This is a genomic window from Corynebacterium sputi DSM 45148, assembly GCF_000427865.1.
In the GTDB taxonomy this organism is placed as follows: Bacteria; Actinomycetota; Actinomycetes; order Mycobacteriales; family Mycobacteriaceae; genus Corynebacterium; species Corynebacterium sputi.
In genome coordinates, this window is sequence record NZ_ATYV01000003.1 from 145,580 (window position 1) to 161,919 (window position 16,340).

Consider the following 16,340-nt stretch of genomic DNA (forward strand, 5'->3'; position numbering starts at 1 on the left):
TTCACCTCAATATCGCAATTCCCTCAGGGGTAACGATATGATGTGTGGCAGAGCACGCGCGTGTCACACACTCTGCAGGAGGGGAAGCCTGCAGCGCGTGTGTGCCTGAAGGGATTAGATATGTCGAACAACGAAAACGGAATTTTTCTTACGGTCGCCGAGGTCGCAGAGATCATGCGCGTTTCGAAGATGACGGTCTACCGCCTGGTGCACTCCGAGGAGCTGCCGGCGGTCCGCGTTGGCCGTTCCTTCCGTGTTCATGAGTCAGCTGTGAACGAGTACCTCGACTCCTCCTCCTACCGCGCTGGTTAATTAGCGGTCCAATCGGAGAGCCTGTTTGACCGGCTACCCGGTGGCACCGCTATGATTGGAGAAATCCGCGTGTGCCGGGCCCCTGGCGCGCGCCCGGCCTAGCAGCCGACGGGCCTTTTGGAGTCCGCAGTCGAACGCCGGCCCACGATTCAACTACGAAGGAAATGAGGTCGAACCCATGGGTTCTGTCATCAAGAAGCGCCGCAAGCGTATGTCCAAGAAGAAGCACCGCAAGATGCTTCGCCGCACCCGCGTTCAGCGACGGAAGCTCGGCAAGTAGGTCGCTCAGGTTCGACCTGGATTTCTTGAGGCGCGCCTTTCACCAGCAATGGTGGAAGGCGCGTTTTCCATTGTCAGGGCACGTACGGTGGCGGCATGGTTGATCTCATCTTCGACGGTCGCTGTGGCTTCTGTGCCCGCGCGGTGTATCTGACCCAGCGGCTGGATCGGCACCAGCGAGTTAGCCTGTACCCGTATCAGCGCCCCGGGGTCATCGAGGAATTCGGGCTCAGCCTCGAGCAGGTGCAGGACGCTGTGTGGTTGCTTTACGACGGCCAGGTCTTCTCCGGCGCCGCCGCCATCAACGGCGTTTTAGACGCGACACTGGGCAGACGGATCTTCCTCCGTATCTATCGGCTGCCAGGGATGAGGTGGCTCCAAGAACGCGTCTATCGCGTGATCGCGGACAATCGACATCGCCTGCCTGGGCGCACGCCGTGGTGTGAGGAACATCCTGGGGAGTGCTCGGTCGATCAGGACTAGTCCTGATGGGAGAACAGCGTGCGTGCCACAGCGACAGACAGTGCGGTTCCCAGGGCGGCTCCAACAAGGCCCAGGGCAATGGGGGAGCGCCCGGCCTGGGCGGCGCTGCGGCTGCGCCGCAGCGCCCTGCGCATCATCCGGTAGTCGCGGATTGCCCAGCCTCGTGATTGCGCCTCGTCCCGAAGTTTCCGGTCCGGGTTGATGGCGACGGAGGTGCCGGTGAGAGTGAGCATCGGGATGTCATTCACCGAGTCGGAGTAGGCGGTGCACCTCGCCAGATCCAGGCCTCGCTCTTCTGCCAGTTTCTCCACAGCCGTGCGCTTGCCCGGTCCGTGGAGGATCTCACCGACCAGTTCGCCAGTGAGCAATCCATCGGGTCCGACCTCTGCAACAGTGCCCAGAGCGCCGGTAAAGCCATTGCGACGAGCGATCACCTGAGCCAGCTGGATCGGGGTGGCAGAGACTAACCACACCTCTTGACCGGCCTCCAGGTGAAGTTGGGCCATCTCGTGGGTGGCCTCATATATACGGTCACCGATTGAGTCGTCGTAGATCTCCTCGGCCAGCGCCTCCAGATCGGACATCTTCTGTCCGCGGATGAAAGAGAGAGCCATCCGGCGTCCCTGTGCAACGTCGGCGGCGTTCTCGGTGCCGCTGATGCGGAACTTCAATTGCTTCCACGCCATCATCGCGACCGCCGAGGGGCGAAAGAATCCGCGACGGGCCAAGCCGATTCCGAGAATGACAATCGACGCACCCTTGATCAGCGTGTTGTCGATGTCGAAGAATGCGGCTGAACCGTTGTCGCTGGGGATCCCGTCGGAAGTCTGCACGCGAGTGATCCTATGCACCCGGGGTGCGATTCGCGATTTGTGTGGGGGATGGGGAAGTGGAGGTGGACGTCGGGAAGCACATCCTTGTGCAGTTACAGTGCCCCCATGGCGAATGTGACGGTGACCGTGATGACCAGAGCGACCTGCGGATCATGCGAACGGGTCCTCGCGGAGGTGCGCGCGATCGTCGCGGGCTGCGACGCACAGGTTGACGCCGTCGACGTCGACGCCGGTGACGGGGGTGACGCAGTGGAATTCGGCGACCGAGTACCAGTGATTCTCGTGGATGACGAGGAAGTTGCGTGCTGGGAAATAGATGAAGAACAGCTTCGTGCAGCGCTCATCGACGCCGGCGCAGTGTTTCAGTAAACTAAGGTCAACCTGAAAATCAACTGCGGGTGGCCCGTTTGTGGATTCACCCGGGTCCCGTCTACCGTGGACGGGACTGGCCCGGCTGCTAAGGGCGCACAACTCCTGGATTTGATCGTAGATCACAGCGGAACACCCATCCGCACCGGGTAGTCCGGACGGCAGCCAGGAGAATCCCCGGATAAGTGCGGTTCGGGTGCAGGAGGAGACGAATAGCGGTGATTTCGCCGTGAGCATACTGCTTGTCGGAATGTCGCATCGATCAGCCCCGGTGCCATTGCTTGAAAAGGTGACCGTCGGGGAGACCGAACGACCGGAGACCCTTGCACGCCTCGTTGCCGACGATGCGGTGACCGAGGCGCTTGTGGTGTCTACCTGTAACAGGGTCGAGTACTACGTCGCCTGTCGTGGTTTCCACGCAGGCCTCTCCGTGGTGATGCGAGAGATCTCCGACCGCACGGGCATCGAGGTCGACGAGCTCAGCCCGCACCTCTACGTTCGCTACGCCGAAGGCTCTGCCGAGCACATGTTGTCGGTGGCCTCTGGCCTGGACTCCATGGTGATTGGCGAGCAGCAGATCCTCGGACAGATCCGTACGGCCTATGCGGAGGCCACCGAAGTTGGTACCGCAGGCCGGACGATCCACGAGCTGGCGAGCAAGGCCCTGCAAACCGGCAAGCGCGTTCACACCGAGACCGGCATCGATGACGCTGGTGCGTCGATGGTGTCCGTTGCGGTGGATTCCGCTGTTGCCTACCTCGTTGGCTCTTTCCAGGCTGACGACCCGTACGTGCTGAATGGCCGCAAGGCGCTGATCCTTGGCGCCGGTGCGATGAGTTCACTGGCTGCGACCCACATGGGCCGGCTGGGTATTTCTCATCTCACCGTTGCGAACCGGACCCTCGACCGGGCTGAGAACCTGGTCAACCACTCACTGGAGGCAGGGGTTCCAGCCAGCGCCATCGCGCTGGAGGACTTCGCCGACATGATCGATGACGTGGACATTCTCGTGTCTGCCACCGGTTCGGTCTCCCCGGTCGTGGACCTGGACACCGTCCAGGCATCCATGGCTCGCCGTGATGGCCGCCCGCTGGCGTTGGTGGATCTGTCGATGCCGCGCGATATCGCCGAAGGCGTCGAGCTGGTCCCCGGTGCCAGCCTGTTCAACATTGAGCACCTGCAGGAATCCTCCCGCCACGCCGTCGGCATGGACGAAGAGGCTGCAGCCCGCGCGATCGTTCATGAGGAGCTCGGCTCCTACCTGGCCGCTCAGCGAGCCATCGATGTCGCACCGACGATCAAGGCACTGCGTGAGCGTGCCGGTGATGTCGTCCGCGCAGAGATGGAGCGACTGGAGACCAAGACCCCTGGTCTGACTGACCGGGAGCGGGACGAGGTGTCCCGGACCGTCAAGCGAGTCGTGGACAAACTTCTGCATGTGCCGACCGTTCAGGTGAAACGCCTGTCGGGTCAGCCCGGAGGAGCCTCCTACGCCGAGGCCCTGAAGGAACTGTTTGACCTGCCGCTGGACCTTCCAGAGGGCATCGGTACTGATACCGGAATCCCGGCCGACATCATGGTTGCTGACGGACTTGGTAGCCATGACGCAATAGTGCGAACCGTTCTAGGAGGACATAATGACTGATCAGCGTGGAGACCGAGACGGCATCATCCGGATCGGAACACGAGGGTCAGTACTTGCCCGCACCCAGGCCGGACACATTCGGGACGCGCTGATCCGATTCGGATACCCGGCCGAACTGGTCATCATTCGTACCGAAGGTGACGCCAACCGTCATGATCCGGTGGAGAAAATCGGCGTCGGAGTGTTCACCCAGGCTTTGCGTCACGCACTGCGTGCCGACGAGTGTGACATCGCCGTGCACTCCTACAAGGACCTGCCCACCGCACCGGAGCCGGACCTGACCATCGGCGCTGTGCCGAAGCGCGTCGACCCGCGTGAGGTTCTCATCGCCCGAGGCGGAGCGACGCTGTCGGAGCTCCCGGAGGGCGCAAAGGTCGGTACCTCTGCACCCCGCCGTGTCTCCCAGCTCCGCGCTGAGCGCCCGGACCTGGAAATCCGCCCGCTACGAGGCAACATCGATACCCGCATGGCCCGCGTCGGGAACGACCTGGACGCGGTGATTCTTGCTCGGGCCGGTCTCGATCGCACCGACAAGCTCACCCACGAGATGCAGACTCTCTCCGTAGAGGAACTGCTGCCGGCTCCCGCTCAGGGTGCGCTGGCGGTGGAGCACCGTTCGGACGACAACGAGATTGCACTGATGCTGCGCCGCATCGACGATGCGCAGTCGCGCTATCGCGCGATCGCCGAGCGCATGATCCTCGAGGTCCTGCAGGCCGGCTGCACCGCGCCTGTAGCTGCGTATTCGGAGATTGACGATGACGGTGAGATGACACTGACTGCCGGAGTCTTCGCCATCGACGGCTCCGCCAACATCGTCCGCAGTGCACAGGGTCCGGCGGATAAGCCGCGGGATCTCGGTCGCCTCGTCGCCCACAGGCTGGTCGACGCGGACGCACTGGACCTGATGGCGGATGACTTCCGCTGACACGACTCACTCAGACTTTCGCTAACCCCAGAGTTTCAGCCAGCAACTCACCCACGTCCCAGACACTCAGCGAGAAGAAGGCCACCACCAGATAATGAGCAACTCCCGCACCTCGCCCTCCGTCGGCCGCATCCTGTTCGTCGGCGCCGGTCCAGGTAACCCGGACCTGCTGACGTTGCGCGCCCGCGAGGTCCTCGCCTCCACCACCGTCGCGTACATCGACGCCGGGGTACTGGAGGGCGTCCGCGACCTGGTCGCCGCCGACCTCCCCGTGCCGGAGGAGAAGCTTCGTGAGTCGGAGGAGGAGTACCAGCGCATCTGCGAGGAGGCAAAGAACTCCGGTGCTCGCCGTAAGCCGCCGCGCCCGGCTGCTCCGACGGCCGCAGATCTGCGCGCTCCGGAAGCCGACCCGACCGAAATGAGCCGGGAGCTGGCCGCTGAGGCCCGTAAGGGCCATGACGTGGTCCGCCTCGTTGCCGGAAACCCGCTTAACGACGACCGCGTCCTCGCAGAGATCAACGCCGTCGCCCGAACCACCGTCGAATTCCAGATCGTTCCGGGTATGTCGGTTCCCTCGACGGTCCCGGCTTTCGCGGGCATCGCCTTGGGTTCGACCTACACGGAGACCGACCTGGGCCGGGTCGACGTGGACTGGGATCAGCTCGCGTCGGCCCCGCAGCCGCTGGTGCTGCAGGCCGTTGAGGACGACCTGGACGCAATCGTTAAGGAACTGTCTTCCCGCGGTTTAGCGGACAGCCTGCCGGTGTCGGTGACGGTAAATGGCACCACCCGACTGCAGCGCACCTACGACGTCACGCTGGGCACGCTGTCCCAGCTCGATGGTGACCTCTCGGGTCCGTTGGTGGTGACGCTGGGTAAGGGCGTCGATAAGCGCTCGAAGTACTCCTGGTGGGAGAACCGCGCCCTGTATGGCTGGAACGTGCTCGTTCCGCGCGCCAAGGGCCAGGCTGGTCCGATGAGCGCACGCCTCGCATCGCACGGTGCGATCCCGGTGGAGGTGCCCACTATCTCCATCGAGCCGCCGCGCAGCCCCGCGCAGATGGAACGTGCCATCAAGGGCCTGGTGGACGGCCGCTACCAGTGGGTTATCTTCACCTCGGTCAACGCTGTGACTTCGGTGTGGGAAAAGTTCACTGAGTTCGGCCTCGATGCCCGCTCCTTCGCTGGCGTGCGCATCGCCGCCGTGGGTCTGAAGACCGCCGAGGCGGTCCGTGCCCACGGCATCGAACCAGAACTGCTTCCCGACGAGCACCGCCAGAACGCCGCCGGCATCGTCGAGGTATTCCCGGAATTCATCGACGACCTGGATCCGGTCAACAAGGTGCTGCTGCCGCGTGCCGACATCGGTGCGGACCTGCTGGTTGAAGGCCTGGAGGACCTCGGCTGGGAGGTCGACGACGTCACCGCGTACCGCACCGTTCGCGCCGCACCGCCGAGCGCTGAGGTCCGCGAGATGATCAAGTCCGGTGGCTTTGACGCCGTCTGCTTCACCTCCTCTTCCACCGTGAAGAACCTGGTGGGCATAGCCGGCAAGCCGCACACGCGCACGATCATCGCGTGCATTGGGCCGATGGCTGCTGCGACCGCGCGGGAGTACGGACTTCGTGTTGACGTGCAGCCTGAACGCGCAGGCATCACTGACCTCGTCGATGCACTTGGTGATCATGTCGCCTCGCTGCGTGCAGCCGGTCAGTTGCCGCCGCCACGCAAGAAGCGCCGCCGTCGTAGCTCCTCGATGACTACGACCGCCGCAGCCGCCGGCCCTGCTGCGCCTGCAGCACCGGCGTCGTTTGCGGACGCAGCCGCTGACTCTGACGATTCGGAGTAATCCAGCAGAGTCCCAACAACCCCTCGGCATTGTTGCCGAGGGGTTGTTTTTCTTTTTGAGGTTGAAGGCTGCGGTTAGTGGCGGAGGCTGGAGAAGAAGCCCAGGATGGCGCCGGGGGCGTCGTACCTAGCGCCGTTGTCGTTGCCCCAGCTTCCGGTAGACGTCGGGAATGAGTGACCGCTGTGGTCGACGGCGATAAGGGTGACGGGGGCGTCGCCGTCCCAAGTGGTGATCTCGGCGTCACCGTCGCGCACCGAAGCGGGTTCTTCTGCCTCTGCGCCATTGCGTTCGGCGAACCATTCGGCACCGTCATAGGCAGACATCACGTGACCGCGGGTCTCTGCGAACAAGCCACTGCCAGCGATGACCTCGCCGCCATCGAAGGGGACGATGGGGTCTTCGCGGCCTTGGATGAACATCGCAGGAACTGGCTCGCCAGAGTCGGTGCAGGCGTTGTTGTCCTCGACTGGGACATTCGCATTGACTGAGGCGAATCTGCTGACCAGATCAGGTGCCTCCAGCGCGAGTCGCTGGGCCATATTGCCGCCGCTGGAGAAACCGATGGCGTAGGTGGTCTCGGGGTCGACGGTCTCAGGTCCCAGGTCGCTGTGGATGCCGGCGACGATCTCACGCATCAGGCCAACATCATCGACGTTCTCCTCCTTGGCTGGCCAGTCACCTTCGATGCGGCATTCGTTCCAGTTGTTGCGGTAACCGTCGACATAAGCGATGACGAAGCCTTCACGCTCGGCGACCTCTTCCAGATCCATCCCAATACCGCCGCGGATCCCATTGCCGGTGTCGCCGGTGCCGTGAATGACAAGAACTACCGGCATCGGCTCATGGTCGGCTTCGCCATAGCCGACCTGGGGAACGAAAACGTTCCAACTCCTATCGATGCCGTCGAAGGTTGTGGAGTGTGAGGTGTAGCTTCCCGGGGACATGGATTCCTGCTCCTCCTGTTGAGCGGTCGGAACACCGCCGTCCGAGTCACCGTCGGTGTCGGCGGAACAGGCCGTCAACACAAGTGAACCGCCGACGATGATGGCGACGGCGGTTCCGGGCAGTGACTGGAGACGGTGCATACGCATGCTCTCCAGTGTGCCGTTAGTCGAAGTAAGGCTCCAGGGTGGTGTTGAACTGGTCGGAGGTCTGGTCCTCGAAGTTGAACTCTGACGGCAGGACAGCAGCGGCAACGAAAGCTCGGATGAGCTCATTCTGCGAGTCGAAGACGTCCTGGTTCAACGGGATGGCCAGACGGTTGCCGCGGGCATTGAGTTTCGCGGCCTCCGGTGCGAGTCCGGTGGTTGAGGAGAACACCTCTGCCCACTCCTCAGGGTTGTCGTATGCCCACCGGTAGGCCTTGGCGACGCGCTCCGACAGATCCTCAATCGCGGCGGCACGCTCCGGGTCCTCCAGTGCTTTGTCGCTGGCGACCGCGAAGCCATATCCATTGGTGACGCCTTCGCCGGTGACCAGTGGTTCGGCTCCATCGAGTTCGGCAAGTCCGGTGTAGGGATCCCACACAACCCAGGCGTCTAGCTGGCCGGATTCGAAGGCGTTTTTGGTGTCGGTTGGTTGGAGGTAGTTGACCTCGACGTCGTCAAGCGAGATGCCTGCCTTCTCCAACTGGAGGATGAGGTGGCCGTGGGCGCTGGAGCCGCGGGCAACGCCGATGCTCCGACCCTTCAGATCGGCCACCTCGGTGATGTCGGAGTCTGGGCCGACGAGGATGGCGTCGCTGACGTTCTCCTGTGGGCTGTCGAATGCCTGGATGACTGCCGTCGCGGTCTCATGGCCAAGGATCGGCGGCGTATTGCCGGTGATGGCGTAGTCGATCTGATCGGCGTTGAGTGCCTCAATCTGAGGTGGACCGGAAGTAAAGGTGGACCACTCAATCTCGTAGGGAATATCCTCCAACTCACCGGCGGACTTCAGGATCGATTCGGTCCCCGACACCTGATCACCCACCCGGAGGGTCACCTGCGACAGGTCGACCTCGGAGGTATCCACCGGAGTCGCAGCGGAGGTAGAGCACGCCGCTAGACCGAAGGTGAGCGCGGCAATTCCGCTGAGGGCAGCGAGCCTGGTGGGGGAGAGCAGTGAGTTCTTCATTGTTGTGTTCTTTCGGTTCGTAGAGGGGATCAGGCAGGAGCGGTGACGCCGAGAAGGTCCAGCAGTTCAGCGGTGTGTCCGGCAAAACGCGGGTCCCTGCGGTCACGGGGTTGGGGAAGATCGATGTCGATGCGATGGGTGATGCGGCCCTGATCCAAGAGGATGACGCGATCGGCCAGGGCCACCGCCTCTTGCACGTCATGGGTGACGAGCAGCACGCCGATATTGCGATCGCTGACGGTGTCCAAGAGAAGCTGTTGGGCAGTTAGGCGAGTGAGGGCGTCGAGGGCGCCGAAAGGTTCGTCGAGAAGCAACAGGTCAGGATCGCTGATCAGCGCCCTCGCGAGGGAGACACGCTGGGCCTGACCATCGCTGAGAGTGAGCGGCCAGGCGCCATCGGAATCCGGCAAATGCACCTCGCGCAAAAGGGCAGATGCCCGCCCACGTGCGTGATCGAAGGGGATCTTCTCTCGGTTGAGTCCAAACGCGACATTGTCGACGACGGTGCGCCACGGAAACAGCCGGGGCTCCTGGAAAGCGACTGAGGGATCGCCTACGACGTCCACTTCTCCAGAATGGCTATCCGACAGTCCTGCGAGGACCTTCAAGATGGTGGACTTGCCGGAGCCGGAGCGTCCAATGAGCGCGACGATTTCACCCCGGGCGATCTGAAGGTCAATGCCGGAGAGAACCTCCTTCGGGCCAAATGACTTGTGCAGGTTATGGACACTGACAACGGGCTTTCCAGTCGTGGTGGGAGTGTTTTTCTCGGTGCCTGAAGTGGATGTGCTCGGGGCGTTTGGGGCAGATAATGTGCGGGTCATGGTGGGTCCTTGGGGTGGGGAGAGGGAGACGTCGGGAAGCAAAGCTTTTAATGCGCGCCAGCGCGGTAGCGGAAGACGTGGCGCTCCCAGCGCCGGATGAGAGCGTCGGTGAGCAAACCGAGGGTGGCGTAAATGATCAAGCCGAAGATGACGATGTCGGTGCGGTAGAAATCGCGAGCGTTGTTGATCATGAAGCCGATGCCTTCACGGGCGTTGACCTGCTCCGCAACGATCAACGTGAGCCATGCTGCTGCTGATGCTTGGCGCAGACCGACGAACAGCGCGGGTGCTGCGGCGGGAAGGACCACGGTGCGCAGACGCTGGACGAAACTGAAGCCAAGGACGCGGGCGCTCTCGAGGAGTTTCGGATCGGTCTGGCGGAAACCGGAGGTGGTGTTGAGGTACAGCGGGAACAACACGCCAAGTGCGATGAGCAGGAATTTCGGTAGTTCGACGATGCCGAACCAGATGATGAAGAGCGGCACTAGGCCAAGGTGGGGAAGTGCGCGGACCGCCTGGAGTAGGGGATCGACGATGTTGTCGAAGGCCTTTGAGACACCGGTCAGGACTCCGAGACCGATGCCAATGACTGCACCAATGAGGAAACCGATAATGACACGCTGGGCCGAAACGGCGAGCGCGTCTAGAAGCGTGCCGTTGGAGAGCACTTCCCATCCGGCGGCGAGAATCGTGGTCGGCGCCGGGAGGATGCGTTCGGGGATAAGCCCGAGCAGGCTGCCGACCTGCCAGATGAGCAAGAACGCGATGGGCAATAAGGCGCGGACCGGGATGCGGCTGCGCCGGGATCTGGGTGGGGGAGGTGACGTGCTGGAGGTGGCGGGGGCAGTGGTCGGTGTGGAGGCAGCAGGCGTGATTGTCGCGGGGGTCGCTGTGGTCATGACGGACAGTAAATAGACCAAGCGGTCTATGGTGCGAGCTTTTGAATCATGTTGAATCGAAGGGTTGGCGTGGGTGTGTCACCCCATTCGGTGACAACAAGAAAATCTGACCTGCGAAAACATGAAATGCGCTCATCGAACGGGGTCATCAGTCCCAGGGACGTGGCCGGGAGTGACAGGATCGCCGGGTCCGCCGGGGCTCGACCAGCCCGGGGCATATGATTGCGAAGTATCCACCTGCCGTCGATCACACCGAGGATGAGCCACGTTGTCTACACCGTCCACTAACCACGGGCAGCGCCTGAACCGGCGCCCGCGTCGACTGAGGACAAGCCCGGTGATGCGCAGGATGGTCGCGGAAACCTCTTTGGAACCGCGCCACCTTGTCCTGCCGATGTTCGTCGCAGAGGGACTGGCCGAGCCGAAGCCGATCACGTCGCTGCCTGGCGTGGTCCAGCACACCGAGGATTCGCTTGTCGACGCGGTGGCAGAGGCGATCTCGGTCGGAATCCCGTGCGTCGATCTTTTCGGCGTTCCGCTGGAGGAGAACAAGGATGCCGAGGGCTCTGAAGCCTGGAACCCGGGAGGCATTCTGAACAAGGCACTGCGCCGACTGCGCGATGAGTTCGGCGATGACGTGCTGGTCATGGCCGACACCTGCCTGGACGAGTTCACTGACCACGGCCACTGCGGTGTGCTGCGGGAGGACGGCCACGGCGGTGTCCGCGTCGACAATGACGACACACTGGAGTTTTACCGCAAGATGGCTGTCGCCCAGGCCGAAGCCGGTGCTCATATCATCAGCCCGTCCGGGATGATGGATGGCCAGATTGAGGCAATCCGCGAGGCTCTGGACGACGCTGGACACCAGGACGTGGCGATCATGGCGTACTCCGCGAAGTACGCCTCCGCGTTCTACGGACCGTTCCGCGAAGCCGTGGGAAGCAGCCTTCAGGGCGATCGCCGGACGTACCAGCAGGACGTGGCGAACCGTCGCGAATCCCTGCTTGAGGTCGAACTCGATGTCGCAGAAGGTGCCGACATCGTCATGGTTAAACCCGCGATGGCATTCCTCGACGTGCTGCGTGAGGTGGCCGATTCCTCCCCGGTGCCGGTGGCGGCGTATCAGGTCTCCGGTGAGTACGCGATGATCTGCGCTGCTGGAGAGCGGGGCTGGATCGACCGCGATGCTGCAATGCTCGAGGCAGTCATCTCCATCCGCCGGGCAGGGGCCGACCAGGTCCTCACCTACGACGCGGTGAACATCGCCCGCCGACTGCGGGCCGACGGCTGATGGCGGAGTCGACACAACCGACCGAGCCGACGGATGCCCCCGCAGGCCCCCCAGAGAGCATCATCGGAGCCTGGCAGGCATGGCTCGTGGCATGGGGAATACAGGCGCTCGCAGCAGTCGCAATGTTGGTGATGAACCTCCGTGACCCTGGCGCGGTGATGAACCAGGCCGATGGTGGTGGCTCCTTCGCCGATACGTACGCCGAGCTCACCGGCGCCCAGCTCGAAGGGGTCGCTATGGCGGCGTCGGTGGTGGCACTGGTTATCACCTGGCTGATCCTGGGACTGTTCGTGTGGCTGACGTTCCGGATGCGCGCCGGGCGTTCGTGGGCCAGACTGATTCTCGTTGCAGGTTCGATCTACCTGGCCATCGGAGCGATCTTGCTGTTCTTCGGCACAACGTCCCCGGTGTACCAGTCCTCGCCCTCCTGGTTGCAGCTGACCTACGGTGGACTGTCCATCGCGGCGGCCTGTGCCGCGATTGCGGGAATGATTTTGACCTCTGGACGCGACAGCATCCAATGGTTCGGGCCGGCAGGCGGTCCCGGAAAGAAAAAGCAGGAAGAGCAGAGTAACCGACAGTGAAAAAGCCGAGCTGGTGGTGGGTCCTGTGGGCCGGATCGATCGTGAGCCTCGTGTTCGCGTTGCTGTTGCTGACCACGGATCTGCCCGCAGGCATGCCGTCGGCGGTGATTCGAGACATCCGCGTCGTCGGTGGCGCTGCGGTGATCTCAGCGCTGGTGATTGCCATCCTGATCCAGTCGGCTCGAGTGTCGCTCGGGGCACGCCGGGCAATTCTGGTGATGGTCGGGCTCACCGCCGTGATCAGTACCTTTGGCATGGTTTCCCGTGCGGTGCAGCCGTGGGCTGCGGTGCCGATTGTCATCCTTGTGATTGGCACAGTGATGATGTTCTCGGCGTTTCGACCCAAGCAGATAAGGCACATCTGACCTGCTCCGCGGCCGGCCAGTTGGTGTAGTGACGCGAGCACGGTTGGCTCCGGTAGGTAGCCGTTCCCTACGATGGGGGCCGTGACTACCTCAGACAGCCTCCGGCAGCCGACCGACAACTCGGAGAAGTGGTTCAACCACGCCCGGAAGGTGATCCCGGGAGGGGTTAACTCCCCAGTCCGGGCCTTCGGCTCCGTCGGCGGCACTCCCAGGTTCATTGAGTCCGCCCGTGGCTCCCGGCTCACGGACGTTGACGGCAATGAGTACGTCGACCTGGTGTGTTCTTGGGGCCCAATGTTGATGGGCCACGCCCATCCTGCAGTCGTCGAAGCCGTTCGAGAGGCAGCGACCCGTGGCCTGTCCTTCGGTGCCCCCTGCATCGCAGAGGTGGAACTGGCAGAAGAGATCATCTCGCGGACCTCGGTCGATGAGGTTCGTATGGTCAACTCCGGCACCGAGGCCACCATGTCCGCAGTGCGCCTGGCCCGCGGCTTCACCGGACGTAGCAAGGTTCTGAAGTTCGCTGGTTGCTACCACGGACACGTCGACGCGTTGCTGGCCTCTGCCGGCTCCGGCGTTGCCACCTTCGGTTTGCCGGATTCGCCCGGTGTAACCGGGGCGTCGGCGGCTGACACGATCGTTGTGCCCTATGGCGACCTCGACGCAGTCCGCGCAGTCTTCGCTGAGAACAAGGGCGAGATCGCCTGCATTATCACCGAGGCAGCACCGGGCAACATGGGCACCGTTCGCCCCGCTGAGGGCTACAACCAGGCACTTAAGGACATCGCTCACGAGGACGGGGCACTGCTCATCCTCGATGAGGTTATGACCGGCTTCCGTACCTCCCGCATGGGTTGGTACGGCGTTGATGGCGTCGTTGGCGACCTGACCACCTTCGGCAAGGTTGTCTCCGGAGGACTGCCGGCAGCAGCCTTCGGTGGCCGCGCCGACATCATGCAGCACCTGGCACCCACCGGTCCCGTCTACCAGGCAGGCACCCTGTCCGGAAACCCCGTCGCCATGGCTGCGGGCCTGGCGAGCCTGCGCTCTGCTGACGAGCTTGTCTACGCCGCAGTTCGCTCCAACGCGGACCGTGTCTCGGGGATCCTCTCGGAGGCACTGACCCGTGAGGGCGTCGCTCATCACATGCAGCGCGCCGAGACCTTCCTGTCGATCCGCTTCGCCGAGGGCGAGGGCCATAACTTCGAGCAGATGCAGGCCGCGGACGTATGGCGTTACCCCGCGTTCTTCCACTCCATGCTGGACCACGGTGTCTCCGCACCGCCGTCGGTGTACGAGACCTGGTTCGTCTCTTCTGCCATGACCGATTCCGACTTCGAGATCATCGAGAACGCGGCAGGCCACGCGGCCAAGGCCGCCGCATCCGCTTCCCGGGAAGGCTAAAAAACGACAATGAGTACCTCGCCGAACACCGTGGTTCACCTCGTCCGCCACGGTGAGGTCTATAACCCGGAGAAGATTCTCTATGGTCGCCTGCCCGGCTACCGCCTGTCCGATCGCGGCATGGCCCAGGCCGCTGCGACCGCCGCATCCTTCGCCGGCCACGACATCGCAGCGCTGTACGTGTCTCCGATGCTGCGCACTCAGCAGACGGCCATGCCGATCGCGGACATCTCTGGTGTGAAGATCGATACTCGTGAAGAGGTCATCGAGGCTGGAAACTCTTTCGAAGGTCTGCACATTAAGGGCATCGACTCTGCTTTGTGGAACCCTCGTTACTGGCCGCGACTGCGTCGTCCGTCGGTGCCTAGCTGGGGAGAGCCGTACGAGGAGATCGCGGATCGCATGTTCGACGCCATCCACGAGGCACGCGAGCAGGCCGAGGGTCGGGAGGCTGTGATTGTCACGCACCAGCTGTGTGTTGTCGCCGCTGCGCGTCGTGCCCGTGGTCTTCCGCTTGCGCATAACCCGGCGCAGCGTCAGTGCGATCTGGCGTCGGTGACGTCCTTGGTCTTCCAGGGTCAAAACCTCATCGATGTTCGCTATGCCGAGCCGGCGCGCGGGCTCTGATGAGTTCGGATCGCGGGAGTTTTCTGTGAGGAGAAGTATGTTGAAGCGCCTGGCTGCGGCCGCGGCTGCCGTCACCTTCGCTACGGGCGCCTTGGTTGCCTGTGGAGATGACTCGATTCAGGGTCATGATGCGGTAGCCATCGGCGGCCAGTTCGAGTTCGTGTCCCCTGGTGGGCAGACCGTCATCGAATACGCACCGGAGGACCGTGCGCCCATCGCGGACGTCTACGGCCCGGACTTGATGAACCCCGACGATGACGTCAGCCTGGCTGACTTCGAGGGCGAGATGGTTGTCCTCAACGCCTGGGGTCAGTGGTGTGCTCCCTGCCGCAGTGAGACTGATGATCTGCAGGCGGTGCACGAGAAGATGGAAGAGGCGGGCTACGGCACGATGCTCGGCATCAATGTCCGTGACAACGTGATGAGCGCGCCCCAGGACTTTAAGAACGACAACGGGGTGACCTACCCGTCGATTTATGACCCGCCGTTCATGAACGCCTCCGCTCTTGGCGGCGTTCCGGCATCGGTCATCCCGACCACGATCATCCTCGACCGGCAGCACCGCCCGGCCGTGGTGATTCTCCGTGAGACCACCGAACCCGAGTTGTGGGACCTGGTTGAGCAGGTCGCTTCGGAGGAGCAGTGAATTCACTGGTTCTGGCGCAAGGAGTTGGCACTGCCTTCTCTGATGCAGCAGCCACCGGCCCGTTCCTGATCGGTTTGATGGCGGCGTTGGCAGCGGGCTTGGTCTCGTTCGCCAGCCCGTGTGTCATCCCACTGGTTCCCGGATACGTGTCGTACCTGTCTGGAATCTCCGGGGCTGACCCGGAGAACGGCGAAGAAACACATGCTTCCCGACGTTCAGCGCGCGCACGCGCTGGCGGCGCCGCACTCCTCTTCGTGTTGGGCTTCACCATCATTTTCGTGTTGGGGTCGGCCTCGATTTTCGGGATGATTTCTGTCTTGCGGCTGAATCAGCAGGTGCTGACCGTCGGCGGCGGCGTGATCATGATCCTCATGGGTATCGCCTTTATGGGCTTTGTCCCGTTCTTGCAGCGCGATACCAGGATGGCTCCGAAGAAACTGGCTACCTGGGTGGGCGCTCCGGTGCTCGGTGGTGTGTTTGCTCTGGGCTGGACGCCGTGTCTCGGGCCGACGTTGATCGGCATCATGTCGATCGCCGCTGGTACCGACGGCATCACCGCAGCCAGGGGAGTAGTCATGATCGTGGCGTACTGCCTCGGTCTTGGTCTTCCGTTCATTCTGGTGGCGCTCGGCTCGGTTTCGGCCATGCGAAGCGTGGACTGGCTGCGGAAGCATTCGCGTCAGATCCAGTTCGCCGGCGGCATCATGATGGTGCTGGTCGGACTGGCACTCGTCACCGGCCTGTGGGACATCTTCATCTCTTGGGTCCAGGCACGCTTCATCAGCGACACCATTCTGTTTATCTAGTCAGAGGTTTCCGCGGGTAGCGTTGCACCGGCGGTAAAACCACCGGGTTCCCGTCGGAAAGGGGTTCCACACCATGTC

General features: G+C 63.0%; 19 protein-coding genes. 14 read left to right on the forward strand and 5 right to left on the reverse strand.

Features of this window, described 5'->3' with window-relative positions:
* Window positions 1-120 precede the first annotated feature (120 nt).
* The 3 genes from YWU_RS0102845 (at window position 121) to YWU_RS0102855 (ending at window position 1,074) form a co-directional block, all read left to right on the forward strand.
* The gene (locus YWU_RS0102845; protein ID WP_027019279.1) at window positions 121-312 is read left to right on the forward strand and encodes a helix-turn-helix domain-containing protein; all 192 of its coding nucleotides are present in this window, start codon (window positions 121-123) and stop codon (window positions 310-312) included.
* Window positions 313-490: 178 nt separating this feature from the next.
* A complete protein-coding gene (locus tag YWU_RS17830; RefSeq protein ID WP_003855542.1) occupies window positions 491-592 on the forward strand; it encodes a 30S ribosomal protein bS22 in 102 nt (33 codons plus the stop codon).
* 95 nt (window positions 593-687) lie between these two features.
* On the forward strand, window positions 688-1,074 hold the full coding sequence (locus YWU_RS0102855; protein ID WP_027019280.1) for a thiol-disulfide oxidoreductase DCC family protein: 387 nt from the start codon (window positions 688-690) through the stop codon (window positions 1,072-1,074).
* Here YWU_RS0102855 and YWU_RS14815 read toward each other — a convergent pair.
* Window positions 1,071-1,907, reverse strand: a complete 837-nt coding sequence (locus YWU_RS14815) for an HAD family hydrolase (protein WP_051259948.1) — start codon at window positions 1,905-1,907, stop codon at window positions 1,071-1,073. The two genes, YWU_RS0102855 and YWU_RS14815, sit on opposite strands and share 4 nt — an antisense overlap.
* A 105-nt stretch (window positions 1,908-2,012) precedes the next feature.
* Here YWU_RS14815 and YWU_RS0102865 point away from each other — a divergent pair, with 105 nt between their 5' ends.
* From YWU_RS0102865 to YWU_RS14825, 4 genes are all read left to right on the forward strand, one after another.
* The gene (locus YWU_RS0102865; protein WP_027019281.1) at window positions 2,013-2,276 is read left to right on the forward strand and encodes a glutaredoxin family protein; all 264 of its coding nucleotides are present in this window, start codon (window positions 2,013-2,015) and stop codon (window positions 2,274-2,276) included.
* 229 nt (window positions 2,277-2,505) lie between these two features.
* Complete coding sequence (locus YWU_RS14820) at window positions 2,506-3,921, forward strand: glutamyl-tRNA reductase (protein ID WP_084141649.1); 1,416 nt, start codon at window positions 2,506-2,508, stop codon at window positions 3,919-3,921.
* Complete coding sequence (gene hemC, locus YWU_RS0102875; RefSeq protein ID WP_034646810.1) at window positions 3,914-4,849, forward strand: hydroxymethylbilane synthase; 936 nt, start codon at window positions 3,914-3,916, stop codon at window positions 4,847-4,849. The genes YWU_RS14820 and hemC overlap by 8 nt, the downstream gene beginning before the upstream one ends.
* A gap of 94 nt (window positions 4,850-4,943) precedes the next feature.
* On the forward strand, window positions 4,944-6,698 hold the full coding sequence (locus YWU_RS14825) for a bifunctional uroporphyrinogen-III C-methyltransferase/uroporphyrinogen-III synthase (protein WP_084141619.1): 1,755 nt from the start codon (window positions 4,944-4,946) through the stop codon (window positions 6,696-6,698).
* A 74-nt stretch (window positions 6,699-6,772) separates the two neighbouring features.
* Here YWU_RS14825 and YWU_RS0102885 read toward each other — a convergent pair whose 3' ends face one another.
* Genes YWU_RS0102885 through YWU_RS0102900 form a run of 4 tightly spaced genes read right to left on the reverse strand, consistent with a single transcriptional unit; the run spans window position 6,773 to window position 10,536 of the window.
* Entirely contained in the window at window positions 6,773-7,789 is a 1,017-nt protein-coding gene (locus YWU_RS0102885; protein WP_169718871.1) for a CE1 family esterase, read from the reverse strand.
* A gap of 16 nt (window positions 7,790-7,805) precedes the next feature.
* Window positions 7,806-8,813 carry an ABC transporter substrate-binding protein gene (locus tag YWU_RS0102890; protein WP_027019284.1) on the reverse strand — a complete coding sequence of 336 codons (1,008 nt, stop codon included), beginning with the start codon at window positions 8,811-8,813 and terminating at the stop codon, window positions 7,806-7,808.
* Window positions 8,814-8,842: 29 nt separating this feature from the next.
* Entirely contained in the window at window positions 8,843-9,637 is a 795-nt protein-coding gene (locus YWU_RS0102895; protein ID WP_034646812.1) for an ABC transporter ATP-binding protein, read from the reverse strand.
* 47 nt (window positions 9,638-9,684) lie between these two features.
* Window positions 9,685-10,536: an ABC transporter permease gene (locus YWU_RS0102900; RefSeq protein ID WP_084141625.1), complete on the reverse strand. Its 852-nt coding sequence runs from the start codon at window positions 10,534-10,536 to the stop codon at window positions 9,685-9,687.
* A gap of 268 nt (window positions 10,537-10,804) precedes the next feature.
* Between YWU_RS0102900 and hemB the strand changes: the two genes are divergently transcribed.
* The 7 genes from hemB to YWU_RS0102935 all read left to right on the forward strand — a co-directional run bounded on the left by hemB (window position 10,805) and on the right by YWU_RS0102935 (window position 16,262).
* Window positions 10,805-11,830 carry a porphobilinogen synthase gene (hemB, locus tag YWU_RS0102905; RefSeq protein ID WP_027019287.1) on the forward strand — a complete coding sequence of 342 codons (1,026 nt, stop codon included), beginning with the start codon at window positions 10,805-10,807 and terminating at the stop codon, window positions 11,828-11,830.
* Window positions 11,830-12,414 (forward strand): hypothetical protein, encoded by a 585-nt coding sequence (locus tag YWU_RS0102910; RefSeq protein ID WP_027019288.1) that lies wholly within the window; start codon window positions 11,830-11,832, stop codon window positions 12,412-12,414. The genes hemB and YWU_RS0102910 overlap by 1 nt, the downstream gene beginning before the upstream one ends.
* The gene (locus YWU_RS0102915) at window positions 12,411-12,779 is read left to right on the forward strand and encodes a hypothetical protein (protein ID WP_027019289.1); all 369 of its coding nucleotides are present in this window, start codon (window positions 12,411-12,413) and stop codon (window positions 12,777-12,779) included. The genes YWU_RS0102910 and YWU_RS0102915 overlap by 4 nt, the downstream gene beginning before the upstream one ends.
* Before the next feature lie 72 nt (window positions 12,780-12,851).
* Window positions 12,852-14,183, forward strand: a complete 1,332-nt coding sequence (gene hemL / locus YWU_RS0102920; RefSeq protein WP_051259949.1) for a glutamate-1-semialdehyde 2,1-aminomutase — start codon at window positions 12,852-12,854, stop codon at window positions 14,181-14,183.
* 9 nt (window positions 14,184-14,192) lie between these two features.
* Window positions 14,193-14,810 (forward strand): histidine phosphatase family protein, encoded by a 618-nt coding sequence (locus YWU_RS0102925; RefSeq protein ID WP_027019291.1) that lies wholly within the window; start codon window positions 14,193-14,195, stop codon window positions 14,808-14,810.
* A gap of 37 nt (window positions 14,811-14,847) precedes the next feature.
* Window positions 14,848-15,456 carry a TlpA disulfide reductase family protein gene (locus YWU_RS0102930; RefSeq protein ID WP_034646814.1) on the forward strand — a complete coding sequence of 203 codons (609 nt, stop codon included), beginning with the start codon at window positions 14,848-14,850 and terminating at the stop codon, window positions 15,454-15,456.
* The gene (locus YWU_RS0102935) at window positions 15,453-16,262 is read left to right on the forward strand and encodes a cytochrome c biogenesis CcdA family protein (RefSeq protein ID WP_027019293.1); all 810 of its coding nucleotides are present in this window, start codon (window positions 15,453-15,455) and stop codon (window positions 16,260-16,262) included. The genes YWU_RS0102930 and YWU_RS0102935 overlap by 4 nt, the downstream gene beginning before the upstream one ends.
* Window positions 16,263-16,340 lie beyond the last annotated feature (78 nt).